The sequence below is a fragment of the Streptomyces sp. bgisy027 genome (genome assembly GCF_057710365.1).
Genome location: NZ_JBYIVZ010000048.1, coordinates 49906 through 73714, shown reverse-complemented (window position 1 = coordinate 73714; position 23809 = coordinate 49906). Strand labels below are relative to the sequence as shown.

Sequence of the window (23809 nt, the reverse complement as noted above, 5' to 3'; positions counted from 1 at the left end):
TGTCATGTCGGTTCCTCCGTCCCGGAGCGGCTGAAGCCAGGGTAGAGCAGGATCGCAATAGCCTGCGCTTGCAACTATGCCGCGTCTGCAAGTATTGTCTTCGAACGTAAAGCGCTCCTGCAATCTTCTGGGAAGGTGTTGTCCCTCCATGCCTCTCGCGCTTCTGGCCCTCGCGATCGGGGCCTTCGGAATCGGAACGACCGAGTTCGTGATCATGGGTCTGCTGCCCGAGGTCGCGGGTGACTTCGGCGTCTCCATCCCCACCGCCGGGCTGCTGGTCACCGGATACGCGCTCGGCGTGGTCCTCGGCGCCCCGCTGATGACCGTGCTCGGCACCAAGGTCTCCCGCAAGCGGATGCTGATGCTGCTGATGGTGCTCTTCATCGCCGGCAACCTGCTGTCCGCCTTTGCCCCCGCCTTCGCGGTGATGCTGATCGGCCGTGTGATCGCCTCGCTTGCTCACGGTGCCTTCTTCGGCATCGGCTCGGTCGTCGCGGCCGACCTGGTAGCCCCGGACAAGAAGGCCGGAGCCATCGCGATGATGTTCACCGGTCTCACCGTCGCCAACGTGGTCGGCGTCCCACTGGGCACGTTCGTGGGACAGTCCGCCGGCTGGCGCGTCACCTTCGGCATCGTCGCCGCCCTCGGCGTCGTCGGCCTGATCGGCATCGCCAAGCTCGTCCCCGACATGCCCAAGGCAGAGGGCGTACGCCTGCGCCATGAGCTCGCCGCCTTCAAGAACGCCCAGGTCCTGCTCGCCATGGCGATGACGGTCCTCGGCTTCGGCGGAGTCTTCGCGGCCATCACCTACATCGCCCCGATGATGACCCAGGTCGCCGGCTTCGCCGACGGCTCCGTCACCTGGCTGCTGGTCCTCTTCGGACTCGGCATGGTCGGCGGCAACCTGGTCGGCGGCAAGTACGCCGACCGCGCCCTGATGCCCATGCTCTACGTCTCTCTGGGCGCCCTCGCCGTCGTGCTCGCGCTCTTCACACTCACGGCGCACAACAAGGTCCTCGCGGCCGTCACCATCGCGCTGATCGGCGCTCTGGGCTTCGCCACGGTTCCCCCGCTGCAAAAGCGCGTCCTCGACCAGGCGCACGGCGCCCCGACGCTGGCCTCGGCCGTGAACATCGGCGCCTTCAATCTCGGCAACGCCCTCGCCGCCTGGCTCGGCGGGATCGTGATCGCCGGCGGCTTCGGCTACACGTCGCCCAACTGGGTCGGCGCCGCCCTCGCCGTGTCCGCGCTGCTGCTCGCGTTCCTCTCGGCCGCACTGGAGCGCCGCGACGGAGCCGCCGGCAGCGCCGTCGTCGCGGGCAGTGCCCCCGTCGAACAGCGAGCCGCCGTACACCACTGAGCCGGCCCCTGTGCGGGGTCAGGGCCGCCCCCGCACACCTCCCCGCCCGGTGGCGGGCCGGTGGTCTGCCGGCGCGACACCACAACCGCTCCACTTCAGTACCCACAGCAAGGAGAACCCCCTGATGAGCACCACCACCGCTGTCGCCCCGCTGACCACCCAGGACGCAGACCTCCTCATCGCCGCCGCGCACCAGGCTGCCGAGGCGGCGGGGGTGAACGTGAGCGTCACCGTTCTGGACGCCGGAGGCCATCTGCTCGCCTTCCGCCGTGACGACCGCGCCGTGCTGATCGCCGGGGAGACCAGCACCCGCAAGGCCTACACGGCCCTCCAGCTCAACACCCCCACCGCCGACCTCGTCGACGCCGTACAGCCGGGAGGGCTCTTCCACACCCTGCCCACCGCGCTCGATCGCCCGCTGCTGTTCATCGCGGGCGGTGTGCCGGTCCACCGGGACGGCCGGCTGATCGGCGCGATCGGTGTCGGCGGCGGTGCGCCGGACCAGGACCACGGCTTTGCCACCTCCGCGATCGAGGCGCTCGGCTGACGGGACCTGCGCGGCACCTGCACATCGGCCCAGTCCGACAGCACCTGCGCATCGACGAAGAAACGCCGGCCCCTCGCAGGCCGGCGTCTTCCATGGGTGTCGCAGCGCGTCCGCGCCTCAGCCCGCCGCGACGGTCAGCGGAGCGAAGCGTCGGGTCCAGTCACCGGGCAGCTCGGAGATGCCGTAGGTCATCACCGAGTTGAACGCGACGGAGGCCAGGCCGTGCTCCTTCGCCCAGGCCAGCAACTCCTCATGGCGCACATCGATGTCCGTGCGCAGGGGGCGGTCGCTGTGGGCGGCGAGAGAGGCGATGAGTGCCTTCGCGGTCTCGGTGTCACGGGCGATCAGCGGGCCCACGACGTGCGTGTCCATGTTGGGCCAGGCGCCCGTGTAGCCGATGATCAGGCCGTCCTCCTCGGCGACGCGCAACTGGTCGGCGAAGGCGGGCAGCCGCGTGATGATGTGCGTGCGATCGGCACCGAACACCTCCTCGTCGAGTCGCACGATGGTGCTGAGGTCCTCGGCGGTGGCGGCACGTGTGGTGATCGAGGGCGCCGACCCACCGGGCGTGAAGTGTCCGCACAGCATCTCCGCCCGTCCGGTGACCTTGAAGTCGAGTTCCTCGTACAGCGGCCGTCCGTTCGGCGTCGCGTGCAGCGTGAGCGGCGTCGTACCCGTCGAGTCGACGATGTGACGCATGAAGCGACGTCCGATGCCCTGGCGGGCATGCCGCTCGGCGACCAGGACCATGCCGATGGCTCCCAGTTCGGGGCGCTCCCGTGGACCGTACTCCGTGACCACGCAGGCGCTGACGAGACCACCGTCGGGGTCGTCGATGCCGTAGCCCCTTCCTGCTGTGAGCAGGAATTGCCACTTGTGTTCCTCACGGGGCCAGCCTCGATCCTCGGACAAGTCCGCGCAGGCGGTGAGGTCGCGAGGCGTCAGACGGCGGATGGGCAGAGCGGCGGGGGAAGGAGTCGGCACGCAGGTCAGGCTGTCTGACAACAGCCCTGATCGTCCACCAGTTTCGGGTGAGACGTACGACCTTTTGGCCATGTCATGGGCGCCCGCACAGCACGCCGATGGACGCTGGGTGTTTCACGTGAAACATGGGCGAACGGCGAGCATCTGCCAAAGGGCCTCACCGGAATGTCCGCCCAGAGGCATCGCGACTGTCCGTCGAGCTCCTTCGGCTCCCCAGTCACCGGCATCGGCCAAGGGATTGGCGGCATTCGCCATTAGCCTCATGGTTCATGGCGAGACTTCACCTCTTCGACCTGGACGGCACGCTTCTGCGTGGAACATCTGCGCCCGTGGAGATCTCACGGCAGCTCGGGCTGGAGGTGGAGGCGGTCGCGCTCGACCGGGAGGTGTCGGCAGGGCTGATCGGCCCTCCGGAGTATGCGCAGAGGGTGCACGCGCTCTGGGCCGATCTCACGGAGATCCATGTGGCGGCTGCTTTCGAGGGCGCCCCTTGGATGGCCCGGATCCGGGAGGTCTGGGCCGAGATCGGGGGGCAAGGCGACTACTGTGCCGTGATCTCGCTTTCGCCCTCATTCTTCGTGGAACGGCTGACCGGCTGGGGTGCACACGCGGCATACGGCTCCCGCTTTCCGGCCGTGCCATTCACCGAGCCCGTCGATCCGGCCGGAGTGCTCAGTGCCGAGGCGAAGGTTCGCATCGCCGACCTGCTCTGTGAGGAGTTCGGTGTGACGCGAGCCGAATGTATCGCCTATGGCGACTCGCAGTCGGACAAAGCCCTGTTCGGAGCTGTTCCGGTGTCCGTCGCGGTCAACGCGGACGGCCATCTGGCCGGCCTTGCGACCCATACCTACATGGGGATGGATCTATGGGAAGCCTATGAATTGGTGCGCAGCGGCCGGTAATTGAAGGAATTAACCGTTCGTCCCCTCGCCCAATTCGTGAGGACGCAAGGTGGGACTTGTGATCGGGGCCTTGGCCGGTAGGGTCGACTCCGGTTCGTGTCCGAGCTGTGATCCAGACTCCCGGCGTGGACCGAGCGCAAGGCAGAGCAGCGTAATGGGACGGAGAGATCGAAGACCCGCATTCTCGGTTATGGAGCCAGGGCGCTGGCGCTCGGTGGGATGCTGCGGTGAGAGCACTGCGGCCAATGTCACACTCTCGCCTTACTTGTCCGTACTGGGTGTTAATGCGGGTTGACTGTGGCCGTATTGGATCGCGGCAATGAACGGGGAATGCAGGCCGTCGCGGGGGATCAGGCACCTTCCGATCGAGGAAGTGCGCAGACCGACCGAAAGATGTTCGAGGCGAGGCACACCATGGACGCTCCGACCACCACGTCGGCCGACAACGGCACTTCCGGCGGCGGGGGCGGCTGGTTCACGCCGCGCAAGCAGCCGGCGACGACTCCGGGCACTGAACAGGAAGCCACTGAAGGCCGGCGACTTGCCGCCATGCGCCCGGTGGGCAGGACCTCAACGGCCGAGGCACAGGCCCCGCCGGCTGAGGACCGAGACACCGGCCCCGACGACGCACACCAGGCAGCCGGCCCCGATCCCACCGGCGCTGGCGCGAGGGCAGCCGATCCCGATCACACGGGCGCCGAGACGAGGGCACCGCAACAGGGGGCCCCGCCCTCGACGGCGCCCCCTGAACGGCCCGCCTCCGGGCACATACCGCCTCCGCAGCCGACGCCCCCCACCGCTCCGGCCTCCAGCCAACCGTCGTACGCCACAGCCCAGGCCGCCCCGGCACGGCCCCAGGCGTCGTCCTTCAACGCCTTCGAGGCGTCCGGGCCCGTCGCGGCGCCCGCCCCTCCCGCGCAGGAGACGTCCTCTTCGCAGCCGACCTCCCTCGCGCAGCCGACCTCCCTCGCGCAGCCGACGTCCCCTTCGCAGCCGGCAGCCTGCGCACAGCCCGCCCAGCAGCCGCACATCCCGTCCCAGCGCCCCGCACCGGCCCAACCCGCCTCCCCGGACGCCGTACTGATCCGCCGGACCATGGCCGAGGTGGGCCCCGTGGCGGACAAGGTCACCTCGTACTTCTACGCGCTGCTCTTCGTACGCCACCCGGACCTGCGGTCCCTGTTCCCCGCCGCGATGGACACCCAGCGCGACCGGCTGCTGAAGGCCCTGCTCACCGCGGCCGAGCACATAGACAACAAGCCCGTCCTCGTCGACTACTTGCAGAACCTCGGCCGTGGCCATCGCAAGTACGGCACCCGGCCCGAGCACTACCCGGCCGTCGGCGAGTGCCTGATCGGCGCGCTCAGCAAGTACGCGCCCGACATCTGGAGTGGGGAGATGGAGGCCGCCTGGGTCCGGGCGTACACGACGATCTCCCAGGTCATGATCGACGCCGCCGCGGCCGACGAACTGCGCGCCCCCGCCTGGTGGTACGCGGAGGTCGTGTCGCACGAGCTGCGAACCTCCGACGTCGCAGTCATCACCGTCCGCCCCGACCAGCCCTATCCGTTCCTCGCCGGGCAGTACACGAGCGTGGAGACGCCATGGTGGCCCCGGGTCTGGCGGCACTACTCCTTCGCGTCCGCGCCCCGCTCCGACGGCCTGCTGACGTTCCATGTGAAAGCCGTGCCCGCGGGCTGGGTCTCCAACGCGCTGGTGCACCGCGCCCGGCCGGGCGACATCATCCGGCTCGGTCCGCCCGGTGGCTCGATGACCGTGGACCATACGACCGACAGCGGGCTGCTCTGCCTGGGCGGCGGCACCGGCATAGCGCCCATCAAGGCTCTGGTCGAGGACGTGGCCGAGCACGGTGAGCGGCGACCGGTCGAGGTCTTCTACGGCGCCCGTACCGACCAGGACCTCTACGACATCGACACGATGCTCAGGCTCAAGCAGTCCCACCCCTGGCTGGAGGTCCGCCCGGTGGTGGACCGGCAGGGACTGCTCCAGCTCCCCGAAGCCATACGCGAGTACGGCCCCTGGACCGAGTACGACGCCTATGTCTCCGGTCCGCCCGGCATGATCCGCAGCGGTGTCGACGTACTGAGGGCCAGCGGCATCCCGGTCGACCGCATACGCCATGACTCGGTGGAGGAACTCGTCGTCGCGATGTGAGGTCAGCCCAGGTCGGGCGCGTGCATCGCGCGCACGCCCTCGATGTTCCCGTCGAGGTAGTGCCGCAGCGACAGCGGCACGAGATGGACGGACGCGATCCCGACCCGGGTGAAGGGCACTCGCACGATCTCGTACTCGCCGATGGGCTCGTCCACCTCGGGGCCATGGCGCAAGGACGGGTCCATGGATCCCAGGTGGCAGACGAAGAAGTGCTGCACCTTCACACCCGTCGCTCCGCCGTCCTCGCCGATGTGCTCCACGGTGTCGACGAAGCAGGGCACCACATCGGTGATCTTGGCGCCGAGTTCCTCGTAGACCTCGCGGTGCAGGGCGTCGACGACGGTCGCGTCCGTCGGCTCGACGCCGCCACCGGGCGTGAGCCAGTACGGATCCATGCCGGGCTTGGTGCGCTTGATCAGGATCAAGTCATTGCCGTCCAGCAGAACGGCGCGTGCGGTGCGCTTGACCACGGGTCGGACGGTCATGGGAGAAATGTGGCCCGGCTGGTTCCACGTGAAACATCGCGAAACGTCACCGGTCGAGTTCAACGGGTGATGTCCCGGACGGCCTGGCGTAGATGGACCGGAAAGCCCTGCTCGGACCCGTCGGAACCCGCCCTTCAGGTCCAGGCGGGCAGCCGTGCTCAGGCCCAGTCCGAGGCCGCTCGCAGCAGCCACTCGTGGGCCCGCGCGATATGCGGCATCGCCAGCGTGCCGGTGCGGACCACGAGGAAGTACGTCCGCAGCGGCGGCACCGGCGGATCGTGCAGGGCGACGACCTCGCCGCGCTCCAGGGTGGTGGCACACAGATAGCGGGGCAGTACCGCGAGCCCGGCTCCCGCGACCGCACAGGCGAGGACGGCGCGCAGGTCGGGGACGATCACGGTGCCCGGTGCGGCGGGGCGGCAGTCGTAGACCGAAGCCCAGTAACGGGAGACGAAGGGGAGGGACTCGTGCACCTCCACCACCGGGACGTCCTCCAGGGCGTGCGCGCCCTTGTGACGCAGCCGGCCCTCGCCGATCCGGCCGACCCAGCGGGGAGCGGCGACAAGCACGTGCTCCTCGTCGCAGAGCGGAGTCGCTGTGAGCAGGGCGCCGCGCGGACGGGCCGTACTGATGGCCAGATCCTGATGTCCGGCGGCCAGCCCTTCCAGGGCCTCCTCGGCGTTCCCGAAGGACGCGCGCAACGCGAAGCCCTGGCCGTCCTCGCCGGTCAGCTCGGTGAGCGCGGGCAGCGCGCGCTCGGCCGTGAACTCAGGCGGGCCGGCGAGGTGCAGGGACCGTAGGGAGGACTCGTCGTCGAGGCCGGTCTCGGTGATCTCGACCAGGGCGTCGAGATGCGGCGCGGCCTTGTGGGCGAGCTCGTCGCCGATGGTCGTGGGGGTCACCCCGCGGGCCTGGCGCAGGAACAGGGGGCGGCCCAACTGCCGCTCCAGGGTCCGGATCTGCGAGGTCACCGCCGGCTGGGACAGCCCCAGCAGCGCGGCGGCGCGAGTGAAGGAGCCGGCCCGGTGCACGGTCACAAAGGTGCGCAACAAGGCCAGATCCATTCCCGACGCTCCCCTTCCCCGCCCTTCTCCCCACCCTCAGGGCAGGGCCCAACTATAAATAAGTCGATAGGTCTCTGTCGCTACTGTGATTGGACACTGACAGAGAGTCAACTAGCCTTGTTCGCGCGGTTCTTCGCGCGCGGAACCGAGGGCGGTCCGAGCCACGAGGGGGGAGGCTCGGACCGCCCGTTCGACGCATCGGACCGTCGACGGGCACAGGGCCGGCCCAGCCGCGGACGGCCACGACGGCGCCCGGGCACGCACGAACACAGCCGCGCCCCCGCTCACCGACGGCCGCGGCGGCAGCCCCGCTCACCCAGCCGATTCGTCCAACGCCCGCTGCACATCGGCCACCAGATCCTCCGGATCCTCCGCGCCGACCGACATGCGGATGAAGCCCTCCGGTACGGCGTCGCCGCCCCAGCGGCCGCGCCGCTCGGCCGTGGAGCGCACTCCGCCGAAGCTGGTCGCGTCGTCGACGAGCCGCAGGGTGTCCAGGAAGCGCTCGGCACGCGTGCGTGTGGGCAGCGTGAAGGACACCACGCACCCGTAGCGCCGCATCTGCTTTGAGGCGATCGGGTGCGAGGGGTCGGTGGGCAGCCCCGGATAACGCACACCGAGCTCTTCCGGCCAGTCCCGCAACGCCTCGGCCACCGCGAGGGCATTGGCGCTCTGCCGCTCCGCACGCAGGTGGAGCGTGGCGAGCGAACGATGGGCGAGCCAGGCCTCCATGGGACCCGGGATCGCCCCGATGATCTTGCGCCACCTCCGCACCGCGGACATGGCCTCGGCGTCGCGGCCCGTGACGTACCCCAGCAGCAGGTCGCCGTGCCCCGTCAGCTGCTTGGTGCCGCTGGCCACCGAGAAGTCGGCGCCGAGTTCCAGCGGGCGCTGCCCGAGCGGCGTCGCGAGCGTGTTGTCGACGGCGACGAGAGCGCCCCGCGCGTGAGCCTCCGAAGCGAGCCGCCGGATGTCGCACACGTCGAGGCCGGGGTTGGACGGCGTCTCGATCCACAGCAGTTTCGCGCCGTCCAGGACGTCGAGCTGGGCGTCCCCGCCGGTCGGCGCGGTGCGCACCTCGACGCCGTACGCCTCCAGCTGCGCGCGCACCAGAGGCAGTGCCTGATAGCCGTCGCCGGGCAGGACGACCACGTCACCGGACCGCAGCTGCGAGAAGAGCACCGACGAGACGGCGGCCATGCCCGAGGCGAAGACCAGCGTCTCGACGCCGTCCTCCCCCGGCGCCTCCAGCTCGCCGACAGCGCGCTCCAGCAGCGTCCAGGTCGGGTTCTCGTCCCGTCCGTAGGTGTACGGCCCCGTCGGCTCGCCCGGCAGGTGAAAGTGGGCGGCGAACACCGGACCCGGCAGGGTCGGCTCGTACTTGACCGGCTCGGGCAGGCCAGCCCGCACCGCGCGCGTGCCGTCGCCACCGGAAGGCAGCCCCTGGGGGCCCGGGTCGCTCATGCCGCGTGTCCCTCCACTTGTTCGCGGACCGCGGCGAGCAGGCCCGTGCTCGCCGCCTCCACCATGGCGAGGCACTCCTCGAAGCCGTCCCTGCCGCCGTAGTACGGATCCGGCACGTCGAGGTCGTCGCCGGCCGCATCGGAAGGGGCGTGCGAAGCACTCGTCGAGCGGTGGTGGTCGGGCGACGGGTGGGCGTAGGAACGCAGCATCCGTACCTTCGCCGCGTCCTGCGGCGAAGGAGCGAGGCGCCGCAGGGCCTTGAGATGCCCGGTGTCGAGGGCGATCACGAGGTCGAGACGGGCGAACCAGGACGGCTGGAACTGACGGGCCGTGTGACCGCCGTCATAGCCGTGCTCCTCCAGGACGGAGACCGTGCGCGGATCCGCCGGGTCGCCCTCGTGCCAGCCGCCGGTGCCGGCGCTGTCGACCTCGACCCGGTCGTCGAGTCCGGCTTCCGCCACGCGGGCGCGGAAGACGGCTTCGGCCATCGGCGAGCGACAGATGTTGCCGGTGCAGACGAAGCAGACGCGATAGGTCATCGGGTCCTCAGTCCCCGTCGGGCAGGGCGAGGTTGAGCGCCCAGGAGACGATCGAGATGATCAGGCCGCCGAGTACGGCCGTCCAGAAGCCCTCGACATGGAAGCTCAGGTCGAGCTTGTCGGCGAACCACGAGGTCAGCAACAGCATCAGCGCGTTGACGACCAGCGTGAACAGGCCGAGCGTCAGAATGAGCAGAGGCAGGCTGAAAAGCTTGACTATCGGCTTGACCAGGAAGTTCACCAGGCCGAAGATCAGCGCGACGAGGAGCAGGGTGCCTATCTGCTTGCCCGTGCTGTCACCGGTGAGAGTGATCTTGTCGAGCAGCCAGACGGCGACCGCCAGGGCGCCCGCGTTGGCGATCGTCTTGACTACGAAATTCTTCATGTGTCTGATCGTGGCAGACGAGATCGGTCACGAGCACTGGGATGAGGGCGGACGACAGCGATGAAGGCATTCCGGCTGGACGAACTGGAGGCGGAGCGCGCCGCCAACGAGGGCGCCTACCTGCAGTTTCTGCGGGAGCGGAACATGTCGGTCGGCCTGTACGCGCTCGACGCCGGCGACCACGATCCACAGAAGCCGCACAACCAGGACGAGGTCTACTTCGTTGTGAGCGGCCGCGCCCAGATCACCGTCGGCATGGAGACCACGCACGTGGCGCGCGGCAGCGTGGTGTACGTGCCGGCCGGGGTCGCCCACAAGTTCCACCACATCAGCGAGGACCTGAGGGTGCTCGTGGTGTTCTCTCCGCCCGAGAGCTGACCTTCGGCCTCGGGGTTCCCTAGGGGTTCGATCAGGGGAGGACAAGGGCTGCGAGGGCCCCGCGAGGGCACCTGACCGTCCTAGCATCGAGTGCAGGGAATCAGCAGATTCGCCGACATCGGGACCCGGCACAGGACGGGCGGAGAGGTAAGGACAAGGGCGATGCGTGAGATCTTCGCAGGACTGCCGTGGTGGGTTAAGTGGATCGCGGTGCCGGTCATCGCCCTGGTCGTGTTCGGCGGGCTGATAGCCAGCGTGGTCGGATTCGTGATCGGACTGCTCTTCAAGGTGCTGGTCTTCGTGGCACTGGTCGGTGGGCTGATCTACGTCGTACGGAAGTTCATGTCGAGTTCTTCGTCACGCAGCGACTGGTGAGGGCCGTGGGGACCGGTGGTCGGTAACAGGAATCACCGGTTCCCTCGCGCGAGGGAAGTTTCCCGTACGGGGCGACCGCAGGCGGTGGCGGGCCAATAGAGTCCGGAAATCGACGCGGGGACCGGCCCCGCGAGCGGCGTACACCCCACCCGTGTTCCCGCACGGGCTGCCCCCCTCGCGCTTCGGGAGTGACCCTTGGCCAAGGTAGACACCGCACCCTCGGACCCCCACGCACCCCCGGCCCGGCCGCGCTCCGCCGTACCCCAGGTGCCGCGGCAGGCCTCTCCGGAGCCCTCCGAGCCGTCGAACTCCGTGACCCTCATCGGATCCGTCCAGCGTGCGATGCGCCTGCTGGAACGCGTCGCCGAGCACGAGTACGGCGCCCCCGCCAAGCAACTCGCCCGTGAGACGGGCCTGGCCCTGCCCACGGCGTACCACCTGCTGCGCACGCTGGTGCACGAGGGCTATCTGCGCCGCGACAAAGGGCTGTTCTTCCTCGGCGAGGCAGCCGTGCGGCTCAGCAGCAGCGGAGCCGAGCAGAAACGTCGCAGCACGGTCGCCGACACACTCGCCCAGTGCCGGGACGCCATCGGTGTGCCCGTGTACTACGCCCAGTACCGCGACGGCGAGATCGAGGTCGTGTGCGTCTCCGACACCCCCGGCAACCCGGCGGTCGAGGAGTGGGCCGACTTCCGCGAGACCGGCCACGCGCACGCCATCGGCCAGTGCCTGCTGTCCCAGCTCGACGAGGACGCCCGGCGTGACCACCTCGAACGCCACCCCGTGCAGTCCATCACCCCGTACACGGTGCGTGACGGCGGCTCGCTGCTCCGCCGCCTCGAACGGGTCCGCAGGATGGAGCCGGTGGTCGAGCGTCAGGAGTACGCGCTGGGCACGGTGTGCGCGGCGATCCCGATCACGTTGGGCACCACGGCCGCGACGATGGCCATCTCGCTGCCCGTCCAGCAGTCCGACCGACTGCTGTCGGCGGCGCGGCAGCTCCAGGAGGAGGTCGGGCGGCTCCTGGGGTCACTGGCGATCTCTATCAGTATCTGAAAACTCACTCCTTGTGATCTCTCGTGTACTTTCAGCAAGATTCCACCAGGCCTGGGGTCCGGTCCCGGCCAGTCGAAGGCAACCGACGGGGTAGGCGATGCGAGAGTCCGTACAGGCAGAGGTCATGATGAGCTTTCTCGTGTCCGAGGAGCTCGCGTTCCGCATCCCGGTCGAGCTGCGCTACGAGACCTGCGATCCCTATGCGGTACGGCTGACCTTCCACCTGCCCGGGGATGCCCCGGTGACCTGGGCCTTCGGTCGGGAGCTGCTGGTGGACGGGGTGGGCAGGCCGTGCGGGGAGGGCGATGTACGCGTCTCACCTGCCGGTTCCGAGACGCTGGGGGATGTTCTGATCCGGCTGCAGGTCGGTGCCGACCAGGCGCTGTTCCGGTCCTCGGTGGCACCGCTGGTGGCTTTCCTCGACCGCACCGACAAGCTGGTGCCGCTGGGGCAGGAGGGCGCGCTCGCCGACTTCGACGCCCATCTCGACGAGGCCCTGGACCGCATCCTCGCGGAGGAGCAGAGCGCCGGCTGAAGCGTTGCGGCGGTGCGATGCAGGGGGTGGCGTAACGCTTCAGCGGTGCGTAAGGGGCGCGTGGGAGCGCTCCTCGTGCGCCGGGTGTGCTTTGCGCTCCGCCGGATGGGCGAAGTCGGCCGCAGCGGTTGGAAGCTCTTGAGGGGGCCGACGCCTGGGCCGGCCGGCCGTCGCCGCTGGCGCCTCTGCCGCTCCGCCGGTACGGCCTGAGGCTCTTCGCCGGTACGGCCTGAGGTCCTTCGCCGGTGCGGCTTGAGGCCCTCCGCCGGTGTCGCTTGAGGTTCTTCGCCCATGTGGCTTGAGGTCCTTCGCCGGTGTCGCTTGAGGTCCTTCGCCGGTGTGGCTTGAGCCCCTCCGCCGGTGCGGCTTGAGGCCATCCGCCGAGACGACTTGAGGTCCTCCGCCGAGACGACTTGAGGTCCTCCGCCGAGACGACTGGAGGTCCTCCGTGGGCACGGCTTCCACCTCTTCGCCCGGCACGGCTTCAGGCACGTCCGCGCGCAAGGCTTCCGTCGCCCTCCCGGCGCTCGCCGTCGCCCTGCGTCAGCGCTTCCGCCGGCGGCCACGCCCGCCCGGCCTGGGGCCCGGCTGAGCGCCTCCCGCGCCCGGCTGGGCGCCCGCGGGGACCGGCCGGGCACCGGCCGGCACCGAGCCCGTCTCCGGGCGGTCGGCCGAGACCACCAGGGCCGCGAGGGCGGTGGTCACCGGGACCGACGCGACCAGGCCGATGGAGCCCACCAGCGTGCGCACGATCTCCTCCGCGACCAACTCGCTGTTGGCGACCGTGCCGACGCTGCTCTGCGCGATCGAGAAGAGCAGCAGCAGTGGCAGCGCGGCGCCCGCATAGGCGAGGACGAGGGTGTTGACGACGGAGGCGATGTGGTCCCGGCCGATGCGGATGCCGGCCCGGTACAGCCCGCGCCAGCCCATGGTGGGGTTGGCCTCGTGCAGCTCCCAGACCGCGGAGGTCTGCGTGACCGTCACGTCGTCGAGGACACCGAGCGAACCGATGATGATGCCCGCCAGCAGCAGACCGCTCATGTCGATGGAGGGATACAGCCCGTGGATGAGGCCGGTGTTGTCGTCGGTGTTGCCGGTGAGCGCGGCCCAGTCGATGAACACCGAGCCGAGGATGCCGATCAGCAGCAGCGAGATCAGTGTGCCGAGCACCGCGACCGATGTCCGGGCCGACAGGCCGTGGCACAGATAGAGGGCGATCAGCATGATCGCGCTCGACCCGACGACCGCCACGACCAGCGGGTTCGAGCCCTGGAGGATCGCGGGCAGGATGAAGAAGTTGAGCACCATGAAGCTGATGGCCAGCGAGATCAGCGCCATCACGCCCCGCAGTCGGCCGACGACCACGACGGCGATGGCGAAGATGCCGGCGAGCACCGACAGCGGAACGCGCCGGTTGACATCGGTGACCGAGTACTGGAGGTCCTTGGGCGCGGAGGGCTCGTAGGCGACCACGACCTCCTGGCCCTCGTGCAACTGGCGGGACTGGTCGGGCTGCACGATCTCCGTGAACGTACGGCCCTTGTCCTTGCCGGTGTCGACCCGGATCGTCGCCTTCTTGCAGGTGCCGCTCTCCTGCTGGACCGCGGAGGAACCCTCGGCTGTGGAGGTGTCGCCGGTCGGCGGCACCGCCGAGGCGTTGACGTCCTTGCAGCTCAGCTCGACGACCTTGGTGACCGTGGCCTGCTGCGTCTGCCGGTCGAAGCCGACCCCCGTGCGCTCGTGCCCCGGGGCACCGCCCGGCCACAGCACCACGAGACCGACCACCACCGCCGCGGCGAACGGGATCAGAACCGCCGCGATGACCTTGCGCAGATGCCGGGAGACCGGAGCCGCGGGACCGTGGGCGTGACTGTGCGAGTGTCCGTGGCCCTGCCCGGGCCCATGCCCATGACCGTCATTGCCACCGCCACCGCCACCGCCACCGCCACCGCCACCGCCACCGCCACCGCCACCGCCACCGCCGCTGCCCCGCCCGCCGCCGGATCCGGGGCCGTGACCGTGGCCACCACCGGCATCGGGGCTGGGACGACCGCCCGGACAGGGTCCCTGCCGGTACGGGCCACCGGAGCCGTGCCCACGACTGTGCGGGCCACCGGCTCCGCCGGCGTGCTCCTGTGAACCTCCGGGCCGAGGACCGGGTTCGTGCCAGTCGCCGCCTCCGTCACGCGGCTCCTGCATCCCGCCGGGACGAAGGTCGTGCGCGTGCCAACCGCCGGTGTCAGTCGTGCGACCGTCGGGGAAGCCCGCAGCGCCACGGTCGAATCCACCGTCGTATCCGCCTCCGGGGACGCCCGAACCCCGGCCGTCCGTACGGCCGTTGCCCTGTGCGGGGCCGTTTCCGGGGTCGTTTCCGGAACCCGAGCCGCGGGGCGGATCGGGCGGTGGGTACGGAGGCTCATGCGTCGTGGTCACCGCCCGATCATCGCAAGAACGGTGGGGGCCCTCTGTTCAGCGCGCCCGAATTGACGCTAGCGTGGAGCCACCTTTGTACACGCGGGAGCTCGGAGCACCGGGCTGAGAGGGCGCTGACCTCCGTCCCAGCGATGTTTCACATGAAACATCACTCATCGCGAGTGATGTTGCACACGAAACGTCGGCAGACGGATACCGCTGCGTCGACCGCCGAACCTGTTACCGGGTAATGCCGGCGTAGGGAGTAGGTCTCATGACCATCAAGGACGCGCGCACGCCTGCCTCCAGCCAGGACGAACAGCCCATTCAGGGTGAAACGTCCACGGAGGCCGGGAAGTCCATCGGCTGGCACAAGGCGTATGTCGAGGGCTCGCGCCCCGATCTGCGGGTGCCGGTCCGCCAGGTGCACCTCACCAACGGGCAGTCCGTCACGCTGTACGACACATCGGGCCCGTATACCGATCCGGTGGCCGACACCGACGTTCGCAGGGGTCTCCCCCCGCTGCGGGAGAACTGGATCATCGCTCGCGGCGACACCGCGGAGTACGCGGGACGTCCCGTCCGTCCCGAGGATGACGGCATCAAGCACACCTCGCCGCGCGGCGGTCTGCGCAACCTCGACGCGGTCTTCCCCGGACGTCCGCGTCAGCCCCGTCGCGGCCGTGAGGGTCAGGCGGTCACGCAGCTCGCCTACGCACGCCGGGGCGAGATCACACCCGAGATGGAGTACGTGGCCATCAGGGAGAACGTCTCTCCCGAGGTGGTCCGTGAGGAGATCGCCGCGGGCCGGGCGGTGCTGCCCGCCAACGTCAATCACCCGGAGATCGAGCCGATGATCATCGGCAAGCGGTTCCTGGTGAAGGTCAACGCCAACATCGGCAACTCCGCGGTCACCTCCTCCATCGAGGAGGAGGTCGAGAAGATGACCTGGGCGACGCGCTGGGGCGCCGATACGGTCATGGACCTGTCAACCGGCCGCAACATCCACACGACTCGTGAATGGGTGCTGCGCAACTCCCCCGTGCCGATCGGCACGGTGCCGCTCTACCAGGCGCTGGAGAAGGTCGACGGCCGCGCCGAGGAGCTGACCTGGGAGATCTACAAGGACACGGTCATCGAGCAGGCCGAGCAGGGCGTGGACTACATGACCGTCCACGCGGGCGTCCGTCTGCCGTACGTTCCGCTCACGGCCAACCGCAAGACCGGCATCGTCTCGCGCGGCGGCTCGATCATGGCGGCGTGGTGCCTGGCCCACCACAAGGAGAGCTTCCTGTACGAGAACTTCGAGGAACTCTGCGAGATCCTCGCGGCCTACGACGTCACGTACTCGCTCGGCGACGGCCTGCGGCCCGGCTCGATCGCGGACGCCAACGACGAGGCGCAGTTCGCGGAGTTGAGGACGCTCGGGGAACTCAACCAGATCGCCAAGCGTTTCAACGTACAGACCATGATCGAGGGCCCGGGGCACGTCCCGATGCACAAGATCAAGGAGAACATCGACCTTCAGCAGGAGATCTGCGATGAAGCTCCGTTCTATACGCTCGGCCCGCTGACCACGGACATCGCCCCGGCGTACGACCACATCACGTCCGGCATCGGTGCCGCGATGATCGCCTGGTGGGGCACGGCCATGCTCTGCTACGTCACGCCCAAGGAGCACCTGGGCCTGCCCAACCGTGACGACGTCAAGACCGGCGTCATCACCTACAAGATCGCCGCCCACGCGGCCGATCTGGCCAAGGGACACCCCGGTGCGCAGGAGTGGGACGACGCGTTGTCCGACGCCCGCTTCGAGTTCCGGTGGGAGGACCAGTTCAACCTCGCCCTGGACCCGGACACGGCACGGGAGTTCCACGATGAGACCCTGCCGGCCGAGCCCGCCAAGACGGCCCACTTCTGCTCCATGTGCGGGCCGAAGTTCTGCTCGATGAAGATCAGTCAAAGCATCACAGAGCGGTTCGGCGGTGCGGCTGCTGAGGGGGCGTCACAGGAGGAGATCGCGGAAGGGATGCTCCAGAAGTCGAAGGAGTTCGCGGCGAGCGGGAACCGGGTGTACCTGCCGCTCGCGGATTGATGCGTGTTCAGGCGCTGCCCATCGGCGCGGGGCAGCGCCTGACGCTCTCACCTGGGACAGTGCCCAGATGATGAGGGGTGGGCCCTAGACAGCCACGAGGGCGGAGAGGAGTCGTCTCCACTCGAACGTGACATCGTTCTGGGCCCGGCCCTTGGTTTTGCCGCGGCACGCCCGGGACGCCGTGCGGTGCGCCTCCCCAAGCAGCCGAAGGGCTCTTCGGTGGGTGTCGCCGAGTCGGGGTTCTCAGAAAGCCCCCTCGCATGATCCGGCTGCTGCGGATCGCTGTCCCCGGTCAGGGGGTCCGTCGGCGTGAGCGCGGGGGCGTCTCAGCGCTTCGGTACGGTCCTCACATCGTTGCGGGAGTTTGGAACGATCGACCCCCGCGCGTCGGCGACTGCTGGTGTTCAGCGCAGGGCCAGCGGAGTCGCGGATGTGACGTGGGAGAGTTTCTCGGGGTTGCGGACGTAGTAGAGGCCGGTGATGCGGGCGTCCTCGACACTGATCACCATGACGCCGTCGATCTCGCCGTCCAGGCGGACGAGGAGTGCGGGGTTGCCGTTGACCACGGTCGGTTCGGTGGTGAACGTGCCTTCGAACTTGCCCATGCCGCCGGCGAACATACGGGCCACCCGCTCGGCGCCGATGACCGGCCGCAGCGCGGCGTGTTTGATGCCGCCGCCATCGCTCATCAGGACGACCTCAGGGGCGAGCACCTCAAGGAGGGCCTGAGGGTCCCCGGATTCGACGGCGAGCCGGAACGACTCCAGGACCGCTCGGCCCTCGTTCGAGGAGACCGCCTGGCGGGGGCGCCGGGCATCGACGTGCCGACGGGCACGGTGGGCGATCTGGCGGACGGCCGCGGGGCTCTTGTCGACGACGGCCGCGATCTCGTCGTAGCCGGTGTCGAAGACCTCGCGCAGCACGAAGACGGCCCGCTCGGTCGGTGACAGCGTCTCGAGGACGAGCATCAGCGCCATCGACACGCTCTCGGCGAGCTCGACGTCTTCGGCCACGTCCGGCACGGTGAGCAGCGGCTCGGGCAGCCAGGGGCCGACGTATGCCTCCCTGCTGCGTTTGATGGTGCGCAGTCGGTTGAGTGCCTGGCGGGTGGTGATCCGGACCAGGAAGGCGCGCGGGTCGCGCACCTGCCCCCGGTCGGCCTTGACCCACTGCAGCCAGGACTCCTGGAGGACGTCTTCGGCGTCGGTCGCCGATCCGAGTACCTCGTAGGCGACGGTGAAGAGCAGGTTGCGGTGGGCGAGGAACACCTCGGTCACGGGGTCGCCGGCGTCGTTGCTCAACTCTCGTCCCTTCTCCTGGTCCTTCGCGGTCGGCCGCTGCGGCCGACCGCGTTCGGGTGCGCCCGCGGCAGGATCCTCACAGCCCGCACCGGTCAGACTGCCCGGTCGGCGGCGGCCGGTGCGTCGGCGCGGTGGGCGCTCAGCATCTGCCGACGTTTGGCGACCCCTCCCGGCATGCGGTGCAGACGGAACGAGCCGGGCTTGTGCGCCTCTCCGGAAAGGTGCCCGGGGATGCTCTTGCAGACCATTTCCTTGATCCTGGCGCCCATGCCTTCGTCGATGTGCAACCACACCGCGACGTCGGACCGGTTGGCGAACTGGTAGATACCCGCGCTCCGGCCCAGGCTGATGCACTGGGCGTAGAAGCCCTGGTGGAGATGGTCCGGCTGCTCGTCGGCGAGCCGGCTGAGCACCGTGTCGGCGGCCCGCGCGCCCAGCGGTGTGGCGTTCAGGCAGCTCATCCGCAGGGGCAGGCCGGACGGTGCCGCCGAGTCCCCGGCCGCGAGGATGTGCTCGTCGTCCAGGCTTGTCAGCGTCTCGTCCGTGAGCAGGCGGCCCACAGCGTCGGTGCTCAGCCCGCTGCGCGCGGCCAGGTCGGGAACGCCGAAGCCGACGGTCCAGACGGTGACCTTGCTCGGCAGCTCTCGTCCGTCGGCGAGCCGCACGGCGTCACGGGTCACCGCCGTCACCTTCGCGTCGGAGCCGTCGATGACTGTCACACCGAGCTTGGCCAGCCGCTTCGCAACCGAGCGCCGGCCCCTCGTGTGCAGGTACGGGCCGAGCACGCCGCCGCAGACCAGAGTTACCGTGCGACCGGCCTGCGCCAGCTCGGCGGAGGTCTCGATGCCGGTGGGACCGGCGCCGACCACCGTCACCGGGGCCGTCGCGGGCGTGGCGTCCAGGACCGTACGCAGCCGCTGCGCCTCCTCCAGGGTGGCGAGCGGGTAGGCGGAATCAGCTGCCCCGGGCACGCTCGGTTCGGTGCTGCCACTGCCCACGGCATAGATCAGGTAGTCGTAGTCCAGCGTGTCCTGAGCGGCTGCCAGCGTCACGCTGCGCTCGGCCGCGTCGATCCGGGCCACGGTGTCGACCACCAGCCGGACGCGCTCCGCCAGGACGTCCCGGTAGGCGACGACCGCATCGTCGGACCCGCCCACCAACTGGTGCAGACGGACCCGGTGGACGAGGTCCGGGCGCGGGTTGACCAGCGTCACGGTCACGTCGTCGCGCAGCGTCAGTCGGTTGGCGGCCATCACGCCCGCGTATCCGCCACCGATCACGACCACATGCGTCTTCCCAGTCATGCTGCCTCCTTCGTTCCAGGTGTTCGGCCTTAAGTCACCACGTCGTCGGCTGCTGTGACAGGCTGTGACTCAGATCACTTCACGGGCTCGGCTGGGGGCGCTGTGATCGCGTTGTCCCGCCGGGCGGGCCGGACCGCGGCAGCGAAGGGGGTCCGTCCCGGCGGATGCCGTTCTCGCTTCGCAGGCCGGCTCGTTCCTTGCGTTCGGCGTCGGGAACGTGGCGGTGGCGGGCGCTGGTGCATGCCACCGCGGGCAGGCGGCCTTCGTCCTTTGGGGGCTGAATCTTTTGACAGATGAAGGTCTCCCAGGACATCCGCCGTACCCATGGCGAATCCCAGGAGGAGATCGGGGAGGGCATGGCCCAGAAGCCGCAGGAGTTCGTGGCGGCCGGCAACCGGGTGTACCGGTCGATCGCGCACTGACGTCGCGTACCGCCGGCTGTTCGGCTTGCGCCTCCCCGAGGAGGGGTCCTCGGGGTTCCCACGAGGAGGTCCCCTGACGGGGCCTTCTCACGGCGGGGGCGCAAGCCGAGGGGCTACTCCGGCTGGTGTTCGGGCCCTCCGAAGTCCGGGCTCGTGTAGTCCGGGCTCGTATAGCTCGGACGCGGGCCCGGGACGGCGCCGTTGTCCGGGCTGCTGAAACCCGGACGGTCGTAGCCGAGGTTCGGGATACGGCCGGCCGGTGCCGTCGGTGGCGTGCGGTGCAGGGCCGCCGCCGTACCGGGGTCGGCGAGTGCCTCCCGCAGGAAGGGCAGGACGCCGCGCTCCAGCAGGGCTTCGCGCCAGGCTTCCCTGGCCCGGGCCACCTCTTCGCTCAGCTCGCCGTACGGCCCCGAGTCGAAGGCCGGCCGGTTGCGCAGGGCGGTGAGCAGGAGTCCGACGGCGGCGACCAGGATGGCGGCCGCCGCGATGGCACCGAACACCCATCCGGTGGTGAGCATCGTCTGGGCGAATGCCGGCTCGGGGTTGAACATCTTCAGGATGTAGCCGACGAGCAAGAAGATCGCCGCGGCGGTGCCCGCGAGGACGGGTGCCAGGACGGCGACCACGGCGACGATGCCGGGGCCGGCCGTCTCGGCGACTTCTCCCATGGTGGTGGCGAGCCCCATCGCGCCCGTGCCCGACTCGGAGGAGCCGGACTCGCGGCTGGACGACGGGGTGGACGGCGCCGGCTGGCGCAGTTCCTCGCGGACCTTCACGTAGTGCTGGTACTCGGTCGCCGCGGCCGCCGTGATGAGTGCGGTGGCGTTCAGCGCCATGGTGCGCAGCTGTTCGGGGTTGAGCCGCTGTCCCACAGCGGCCAGTTCCGGGCGGTGTGGTGCGGAGCGCAGCGCCTCGTCGAGGATCCGCTCGTACTCCTGGCGGTCCTCGCTGTGCAGGTACTGCGGAACGCTGTTCATGTGCATCCCCCGATGCTCCGTAGGGCTTGGGGCTCGCATGCCAACGAGCCGTCGGGCAGAAACGGAGGGGAGCCTGCTACGGATAAGCCGATGGTAGAGCGGTGACGGCACACGGTGACAGGGGGTTTGCCAAAATTGGGCCCTGGCCTGCGCCGTCCTCCGTCCCTGCGTGATGGGGGGTCGTCTGCCCGGTGAACGTTCAGATATCCAGGGGAAGTTGCTGGACCAGCAGCTTTCCGGCCATGGTCACGCCGCCGTCCATCGCGATGGCGAGCCCGTCGGCGTAGAGGTGCGGTCCCTCGACCAGCGGCCCGCTGCTGTCCTCGCCGTCTTCTGAGCCGACCTCGCCCAGCAGGTACGGAATGGGGCTGTGACCGTGAACGATGCGGGTGCCGCCGTACGTATCGAGCAGCGAGCGGACATGGTCCGCGCCGCCCTCGTCGCGGAAGGAGAAGCGCTTGGTGAACTTGCGGAAGAGGTCCCAGACCTCGTCGGCGTCGTTGCGAGTGAGTGTCTCGCGGACGGTGTCGTTGACCGCTTCGATCGAGTCGCCGTAGTCGAGATAGGCCGTGGTGTCCGAGTGCACGAGCAGATGCCCGTCGACCTCTTCGATGGCGTCCAGCCGGGACATCCACTGGAGGTGGTGGTCCTGGAGGCGGTCCATGTCGGTCTTCTGGCCGCCGTTGAGCAACCAGGCCGCCTGGAAGGTGGCGGTGCCCGCGCCGGAGTTGACGGGGGTGTCTCCGAAGCGCTTGGCGCCGATCAGCAGCAGCTCGTGGTTGCCCATGAGGGCCTTGCAGTAGCCGCCGGCCGCCGCGGCCTCGGCGGACAGCCGCATCACGAGGTCGATGACGCCGATGCCGTCCGGCCCACGGTCGGTGAAGTCGCCGAGGAACCACAGGCGTGCGGTGCCCGCGCACCAGTTCCCCGCCGAGTCGATCAGGCCCTTCTCCTGGAGAGCGGCCACCAGCTCGTCGAGATAGCCGTGCACGTCACCGACGACGAACAGCGCACCGGAGCCGCTGTTCGGCTGCTGGGCCGGCAGGGAGGCGGGGTCGACCTGCACCTGGACAGTGTCGCCGCGATTGATGACCGGCAGGTCGCGCTGCGTGGGCGTGTACCCCTCGGGATACGTCTCCTCGGCGGGCGGGGCGACGTCGCCCGGGTGCGTGCTGGCATACGGACCGGTCTCGTGGACGTACGCGGGTACCCGGAAGTCGCGCAACGTCGCCGTGCGCTCCACCTCGGGTCCCTGACCGGCCCCCTGAGTCATCAGACCCCTCCACCATCACGCCGCATCTGCACCGCATCGGACTGCCTGGTCGCAGCGGCCCGCGGTGTCGTGGGCCCATCATAGGAATGCCGATCGCGCCATGTGATGACCCAGGGGTGGTGAATCGGAGCAGGACTCCTGTTCACCGCGGCTTTCGCCCCGATTGGGCAGGGCTTCTACCACTCGCCGACCGCGCCCTGCCCGCCCCCGACCTGCCTCTGCCGTGTTTCGGCGGACTGCCTCTGCCGTGTTTCGGCGGACGGCTAACGATCCTCGGGAGACCGCGGCGGACTGACCGTCGTGCGCGGTGGGCGTCGCTGGGACGAGGTACGCACGATCAACTCCGTCGGTATCACCTGCTCGACCGGCTGGTCCGACTCGACCCCCTCGATGGCGTCGATGAGGAGCTGGACCACTGCCGTGCCGATGCGGCGCGGCTTGAGCGAGAGCGTGGTGATGGGCGGCTCGGTGTTGGCGTACACCATGGACTCGCTGCAGCACACCAGAAGCAGGTCGTCCGGTACGCGCAGGCCGTAGCGGCGGGCGGCGGCGAGCAGGTCCGTGCCGTTCGGGTCGAACAGTCCGTAGACCGCGTCGGGCCGGTCGGGCCTGGCGAGCAGCCGGTCGGCGGCGACGGCGCCCGCGCAGGGGTCGTGCGCCGGGTACGCCTCGTACACGGGGTCCTGTCCGACCCGTTCGCACCAGCGCAGATACGCCGTGGTCGACAGATGCGTGTACGTGTCCGTCGTGGTGCCGGTGAGCAGACCGATCCGGCGGGCGCCCGCGTCGGCCAGGTGGTCGAGGATGCCCATCACGGCGGCCTCGTGGTCGTTGTCGACCCAGGCCGTGACCGGCAGCGAACCCGCGGGGCGGCCGTCGGAGACGACCGGGAGGCCCTGCCTGACGAGTTCGCTGACGACCGGATCCTGGTCGGACGGGTCGATGACCACCGTTCCGTCGAGGGCTACGTTCGACCACACGTCGTGGCGCGAGGTCGCGGGGAGGATCACGAGGGCGTAGCCGCGGGCGAGCGCGGCCGAGGTGGCCGCCCGGGCCATCTCGGCGAAGTACGCGAACTCCGTGAAGGTGAAAGGTTCATCCCCGTACGTCGTCACGGTCAGGCCGATGAGTCCCGACTTGCCGGTGCGGAGTGTCCGGGCCGCGGCCGAGGGCCGGTAGCCCAGCCGGTCGGCGACCTCGCGGACATGGCGTCGGGTGGCGTCGGGGAGCCGGCCCTTGCCGTTGAGGGCGTCGGAGACGGTCGTGATGGAGACTCCGGCGGCGGCCGCCACGTCTCTGATGCCCGCCCGACCGGGCCGACTGCCTCGCCGTGAGGTTTCCGCGCGGCTCACCTGGTGCTTCCCTGCTGCTGTCATGGCGAGCCGATAGTAGGGCTCACGCGGTGGGGTAGTGCGGACGCATATGCAATCGTTGACAGGCACGTTTCTGCAAGGTCATAGTCCGTCAGATCCCTTTGAATGCAAGGGAGTTGAACGATCCAATGGCAAGACGTGACTTGTCGGCGCGCATGGGCCTGCCAAGTGTCCGATGTTTCGAAGAGGTCTCAACTCACCTTCACGGGGGATGCGCGCCAGGGCGTGAGCCACCGGCGCGTAGATATATGTGTGGCGCGCCCCCCGGTTCGTACGCCTTCGTACGCCGATGCCCTTGATGCTGGTGTGACAGGTGTGATCAGCGGCCCGGGCCTGCCCGCCCGTGGGCATCGCCTCTTCCTCACCTGTACGCATCGGCGCGGAATCCTCATAAGGTGAGAAG

General features: G+C 69.4%; 21 protein-coding genes and 1 pseudogene. 10 read left to right on the top strand and 12 right to left on the bottom strand.

The window, feature by feature from the left end; translation table 11 throughout:
* Positions 1 to 148 precede the first annotated feature (148 nt).
* Together AC3ETA_RS36775 and AC3ETA_RS36770 are read left to right on the top strand one after the other, a co-directional pair.
* Positions 149 to 1360: an MFS transporter gene (locus tag AC3ETA_RS36775; RefSeq protein ID WP_432197230.1), complete on the top strand. Its 1212-nt coding sequence runs from the start codon at positions 149 to 151 to the stop codon at positions 1358 to 1360.
* 124 nt (positions 1361 to 1484) lie between these two features.
* Entirely contained in the window at positions 1485 to 1907 is a 423-nt protein-coding gene (locus AC3ETA_RS36770) for a GlcG/HbpS family heme-binding protein (RefSeq protein WP_432197229.1), read from the top strand.
* A 117-nt stretch (positions 1908 to 2024) separates the two neighbouring features.
* Here the strand turns inward: AC3ETA_RS36770 and AC3ETA_RS36765 are convergent, their stop codons facing one another.
* Positions 2025 to 2891 carry a GNAT family N-acetyltransferase gene (locus AC3ETA_RS36765; protein WP_432197228.1) on the bottom strand — a complete coding sequence of 289 codons (867 nt, stop codon included), beginning with the start codon at positions 2889 to 2891 and terminating at the stop codon, positions 2025 to 2027.
* 269 nt (positions 2892 to 3160) lie between these two features.
* Between AC3ETA_RS36765 and AC3ETA_RS36760 the strand changes: the two genes are divergently transcribed.
* Both AC3ETA_RS36760 and AC3ETA_RS36755 read left to right on the top strand, forming a co-directional pair.
* Positions 3161 to 3793, top strand: coding sequence for an HAD family hydrolase (locus tag AC3ETA_RS36760; RefSeq protein ID WP_432197227.1), 633 nt, complete (start codon positions 3161 to 3163; stop codon positions 3791 to 3793).
* A 414-nt stretch (positions 3794 to 4207) separates the two neighbouring features.
* Positions 4208 to 5968: a globin domain-containing protein gene (locus AC3ETA_RS36755; RefSeq protein ID WP_432197226.1), complete on the top strand. Its 1761-nt coding sequence runs from the start codon at positions 4208 to 4210 to the stop codon at positions 5966 to 5968.
* 2 nt (positions 5969 to 5970) lie between these two features.
* On the opposite strand, the gene AC3ETA_RS36750 is transcribed toward AC3ETA_RS36755, so the two are convergent.
* The 5 genes from AC3ETA_RS36750 to AC3ETA_RS36730 form a co-directional block, all read right to left on the bottom strand.
* Complete coding sequence (locus AC3ETA_RS36750; RefSeq protein WP_030967399.1) at positions 5971 to 6453, bottom strand: NUDIX domain-containing protein; 483 nt, start codon at positions 6451 to 6453, stop codon at positions 5971 to 5973.
* Positions 6454 to 6611: 158 nt separating this feature from the next.
* The gene (locus AC3ETA_RS36745) at positions 6612 to 7517 is read right to left on the bottom strand and encodes a LysR family transcriptional regulator (RefSeq protein WP_432197225.1); all 906 of its coding nucleotides are present in this window, start codon (positions 7515 to 7517) and stop codon (positions 6612 to 6614) included.
* A 312-nt stretch (positions 7518 to 7829) separates the two neighbouring features.
* Positions 7830 to 8981 (bottom strand): cystathionine gamma-lyase, encoded by a 1152-nt coding sequence (locus tag AC3ETA_RS36740; protein ID WP_432197224.1) that lies wholly within the window; start codon positions 8979 to 8981, stop codon positions 7830 to 7832.
* The gene (locus AC3ETA_RS36735) at positions 8978 to 9520 is read right to left on the bottom strand and encodes a low molecular weight protein-tyrosine-phosphatase (RefSeq protein ID WP_432197223.1); all 543 of its coding nucleotides are present in this window, start codon (positions 9518 to 9520) and stop codon (positions 8978 to 8980) included. Before AC3ETA_RS36735 ends, AC3ETA_RS36740 begins: the two co-directional genes overlap by 4 nt.
* Before the next feature lie 7 nt (positions 9521 to 9527).
* Positions 9528 to 9905, bottom strand: a complete 378-nt coding sequence (locus tag AC3ETA_RS36730) for a phage holin family protein (RefSeq protein ID WP_432197222.1) — start codon at positions 9903 to 9905, stop codon at positions 9528 to 9530.
* 60 nt (positions 9906 to 9965) lie between these two features.
* On the opposite strand from AC3ETA_RS36730, the gene AC3ETA_RS36725 reads away from it, so the two are divergent.
* The 4 genes from AC3ETA_RS36725 to AC3ETA_RS36710 all read left to right on the top strand — a co-directional run bounded on the left by AC3ETA_RS36725 (position 9966) and on the right by AC3ETA_RS36710 (position 12249).
* Positions 9966 to 10283: a cupin domain-containing protein gene (locus AC3ETA_RS36725; protein ID WP_432197221.1), complete on the top strand. Its 318-nt coding sequence runs from the start codon at positions 9966 to 9968 to the stop codon at positions 10281 to 10283.
* A 162-nt stretch (positions 10284 to 10445) separates the two neighbouring features.
* Entirely contained in the window at positions 10446 to 10658 is a 213-nt protein-coding gene (locus AC3ETA_RS36720) for a DUF5326 family protein (RefSeq protein ID WP_030820182.1), read from the top strand.
* Positions 10659 to 10853: 195 nt separating this feature from the next.
* A complete protein-coding gene (locus AC3ETA_RS36715) occupies positions 10854 to 11714 on the top strand; it encodes an IclR family transcriptional regulator (RefSeq protein ID WP_432197220.1) in 861 nt (286 codons plus the stop codon).
* Between the two features lie 97 nt (positions 11715 to 11811).
* A complete protein-coding gene (locus AC3ETA_RS36710; RefSeq protein WP_030957553.1) occupies positions 11812 to 12249 on the top strand; it encodes an SsgA family sporulation/cell division regulator in 438 nt (145 codons plus the stop codon).
* A gap of 543 nt (positions 12250 to 12792) precedes the next feature.
* Here AC3ETA_RS36710 and AC3ETA_RS36705 read toward each other — a convergent pair.
* On the bottom strand, positions 12793 to 14448 hold the full coding sequence (locus AC3ETA_RS36705) for a YibE/F family protein (RefSeq protein WP_432197233.1): 1656 nt from the start codon (positions 14446 to 14448) through the stop codon (positions 12793 to 12795).
* Positions 14449 to 14935: 487 nt separating this feature from the next.
* Here AC3ETA_RS36705 and thiC point away from each other — a divergent pair, with 487 nt between their 5' ends.
* Positions 14936 to 16756, top strand: a complete 1821-nt coding sequence (thiC, locus tag AC3ETA_RS36700) for a phosphomethylpyrimidine synthase ThiC (protein ID WP_432197219.1) — start codon at positions 14936 to 14938, stop codon at positions 16754 to 16756.
* Positions 16757 to 17160: 404 nt separating this feature from the next.
* Here thiC and AC3ETA_RS36695 read toward each other — a convergent pair whose 3' ends face one another.
* Both AC3ETA_RS36695 and AC3ETA_RS36690 read right to left on the bottom strand, forming a co-directional pair.
* A complete protein-coding gene (locus AC3ETA_RS36695) occupies positions 17161 to 18057 on the bottom strand; it encodes an RNA polymerase sigma-70 factor (protein WP_432197218.1) in 897 nt (298 codons plus the stop codon).
* Positions 18058 to 18149: 92 nt separating this feature from the next.
* Positions 18150 to 19361 (bottom strand): NAD(P)/FAD-dependent oxidoreductase, encoded by a 1212-nt coding sequence (locus AC3ETA_RS36690; protein WP_432197217.1) that lies wholly within the window; start codon positions 19359 to 19361, stop codon positions 18150 to 18152.
* Between the two features lie 293 nt (positions 19362 to 19654).
* On the opposite strand from AC3ETA_RS36690, the pseudogene AC3ETA_RS36685 reads away from it, so the two are divergent.
* Positions 19655 to 19783: pseudogene (locus tag AC3ETA_RS36685) on the top strand (thiamine biosynthesis protein ThiC); the annotation flags it as partial.
* Positions 19784 to 19896: 113 nt separating this feature from the next.
* Here the strand turns inward: AC3ETA_RS36685 and AC3ETA_RS36680 are convergent.
* The 3 genes from AC3ETA_RS36680 to AC3ETA_RS36670 all read right to left on the bottom strand — a co-directional run bounded on the left by AC3ETA_RS36680 (position 19897) and on the right by AC3ETA_RS36670 (position 23409).
* The gene (locus AC3ETA_RS36680) at positions 19897 to 20766 is read right to left on the bottom strand and encodes a hypothetical protein (RefSeq protein WP_432197216.1); all 870 of its coding nucleotides are present in this window, start codon (positions 20764 to 20766) and stop codon (positions 19897 to 19899) included.
* Between the two features lie 193 nt (positions 20767 to 20959).
* On the bottom strand, positions 20960 to 22033 hold the full coding sequence (locus tag AC3ETA_RS36675) for a metallophosphoesterase (RefSeq protein ID WP_432197215.1): 1074 nt from the start codon (positions 22031 to 22033) through the stop codon (positions 20960 to 20962).
* A 263-nt stretch (positions 22034 to 22296) separates the two neighbouring features.
* Positions 22297 to 23409 (bottom strand): LacI family DNA-binding transcriptional regulator, encoded by a 1113-nt coding sequence (locus tag AC3ETA_RS36670; protein ID WP_432197214.1) that lies wholly within the window; start codon positions 23407 to 23409, stop codon positions 22297 to 22299.
* Positions 23410 to 23809 lie beyond the last annotated feature (400 nt).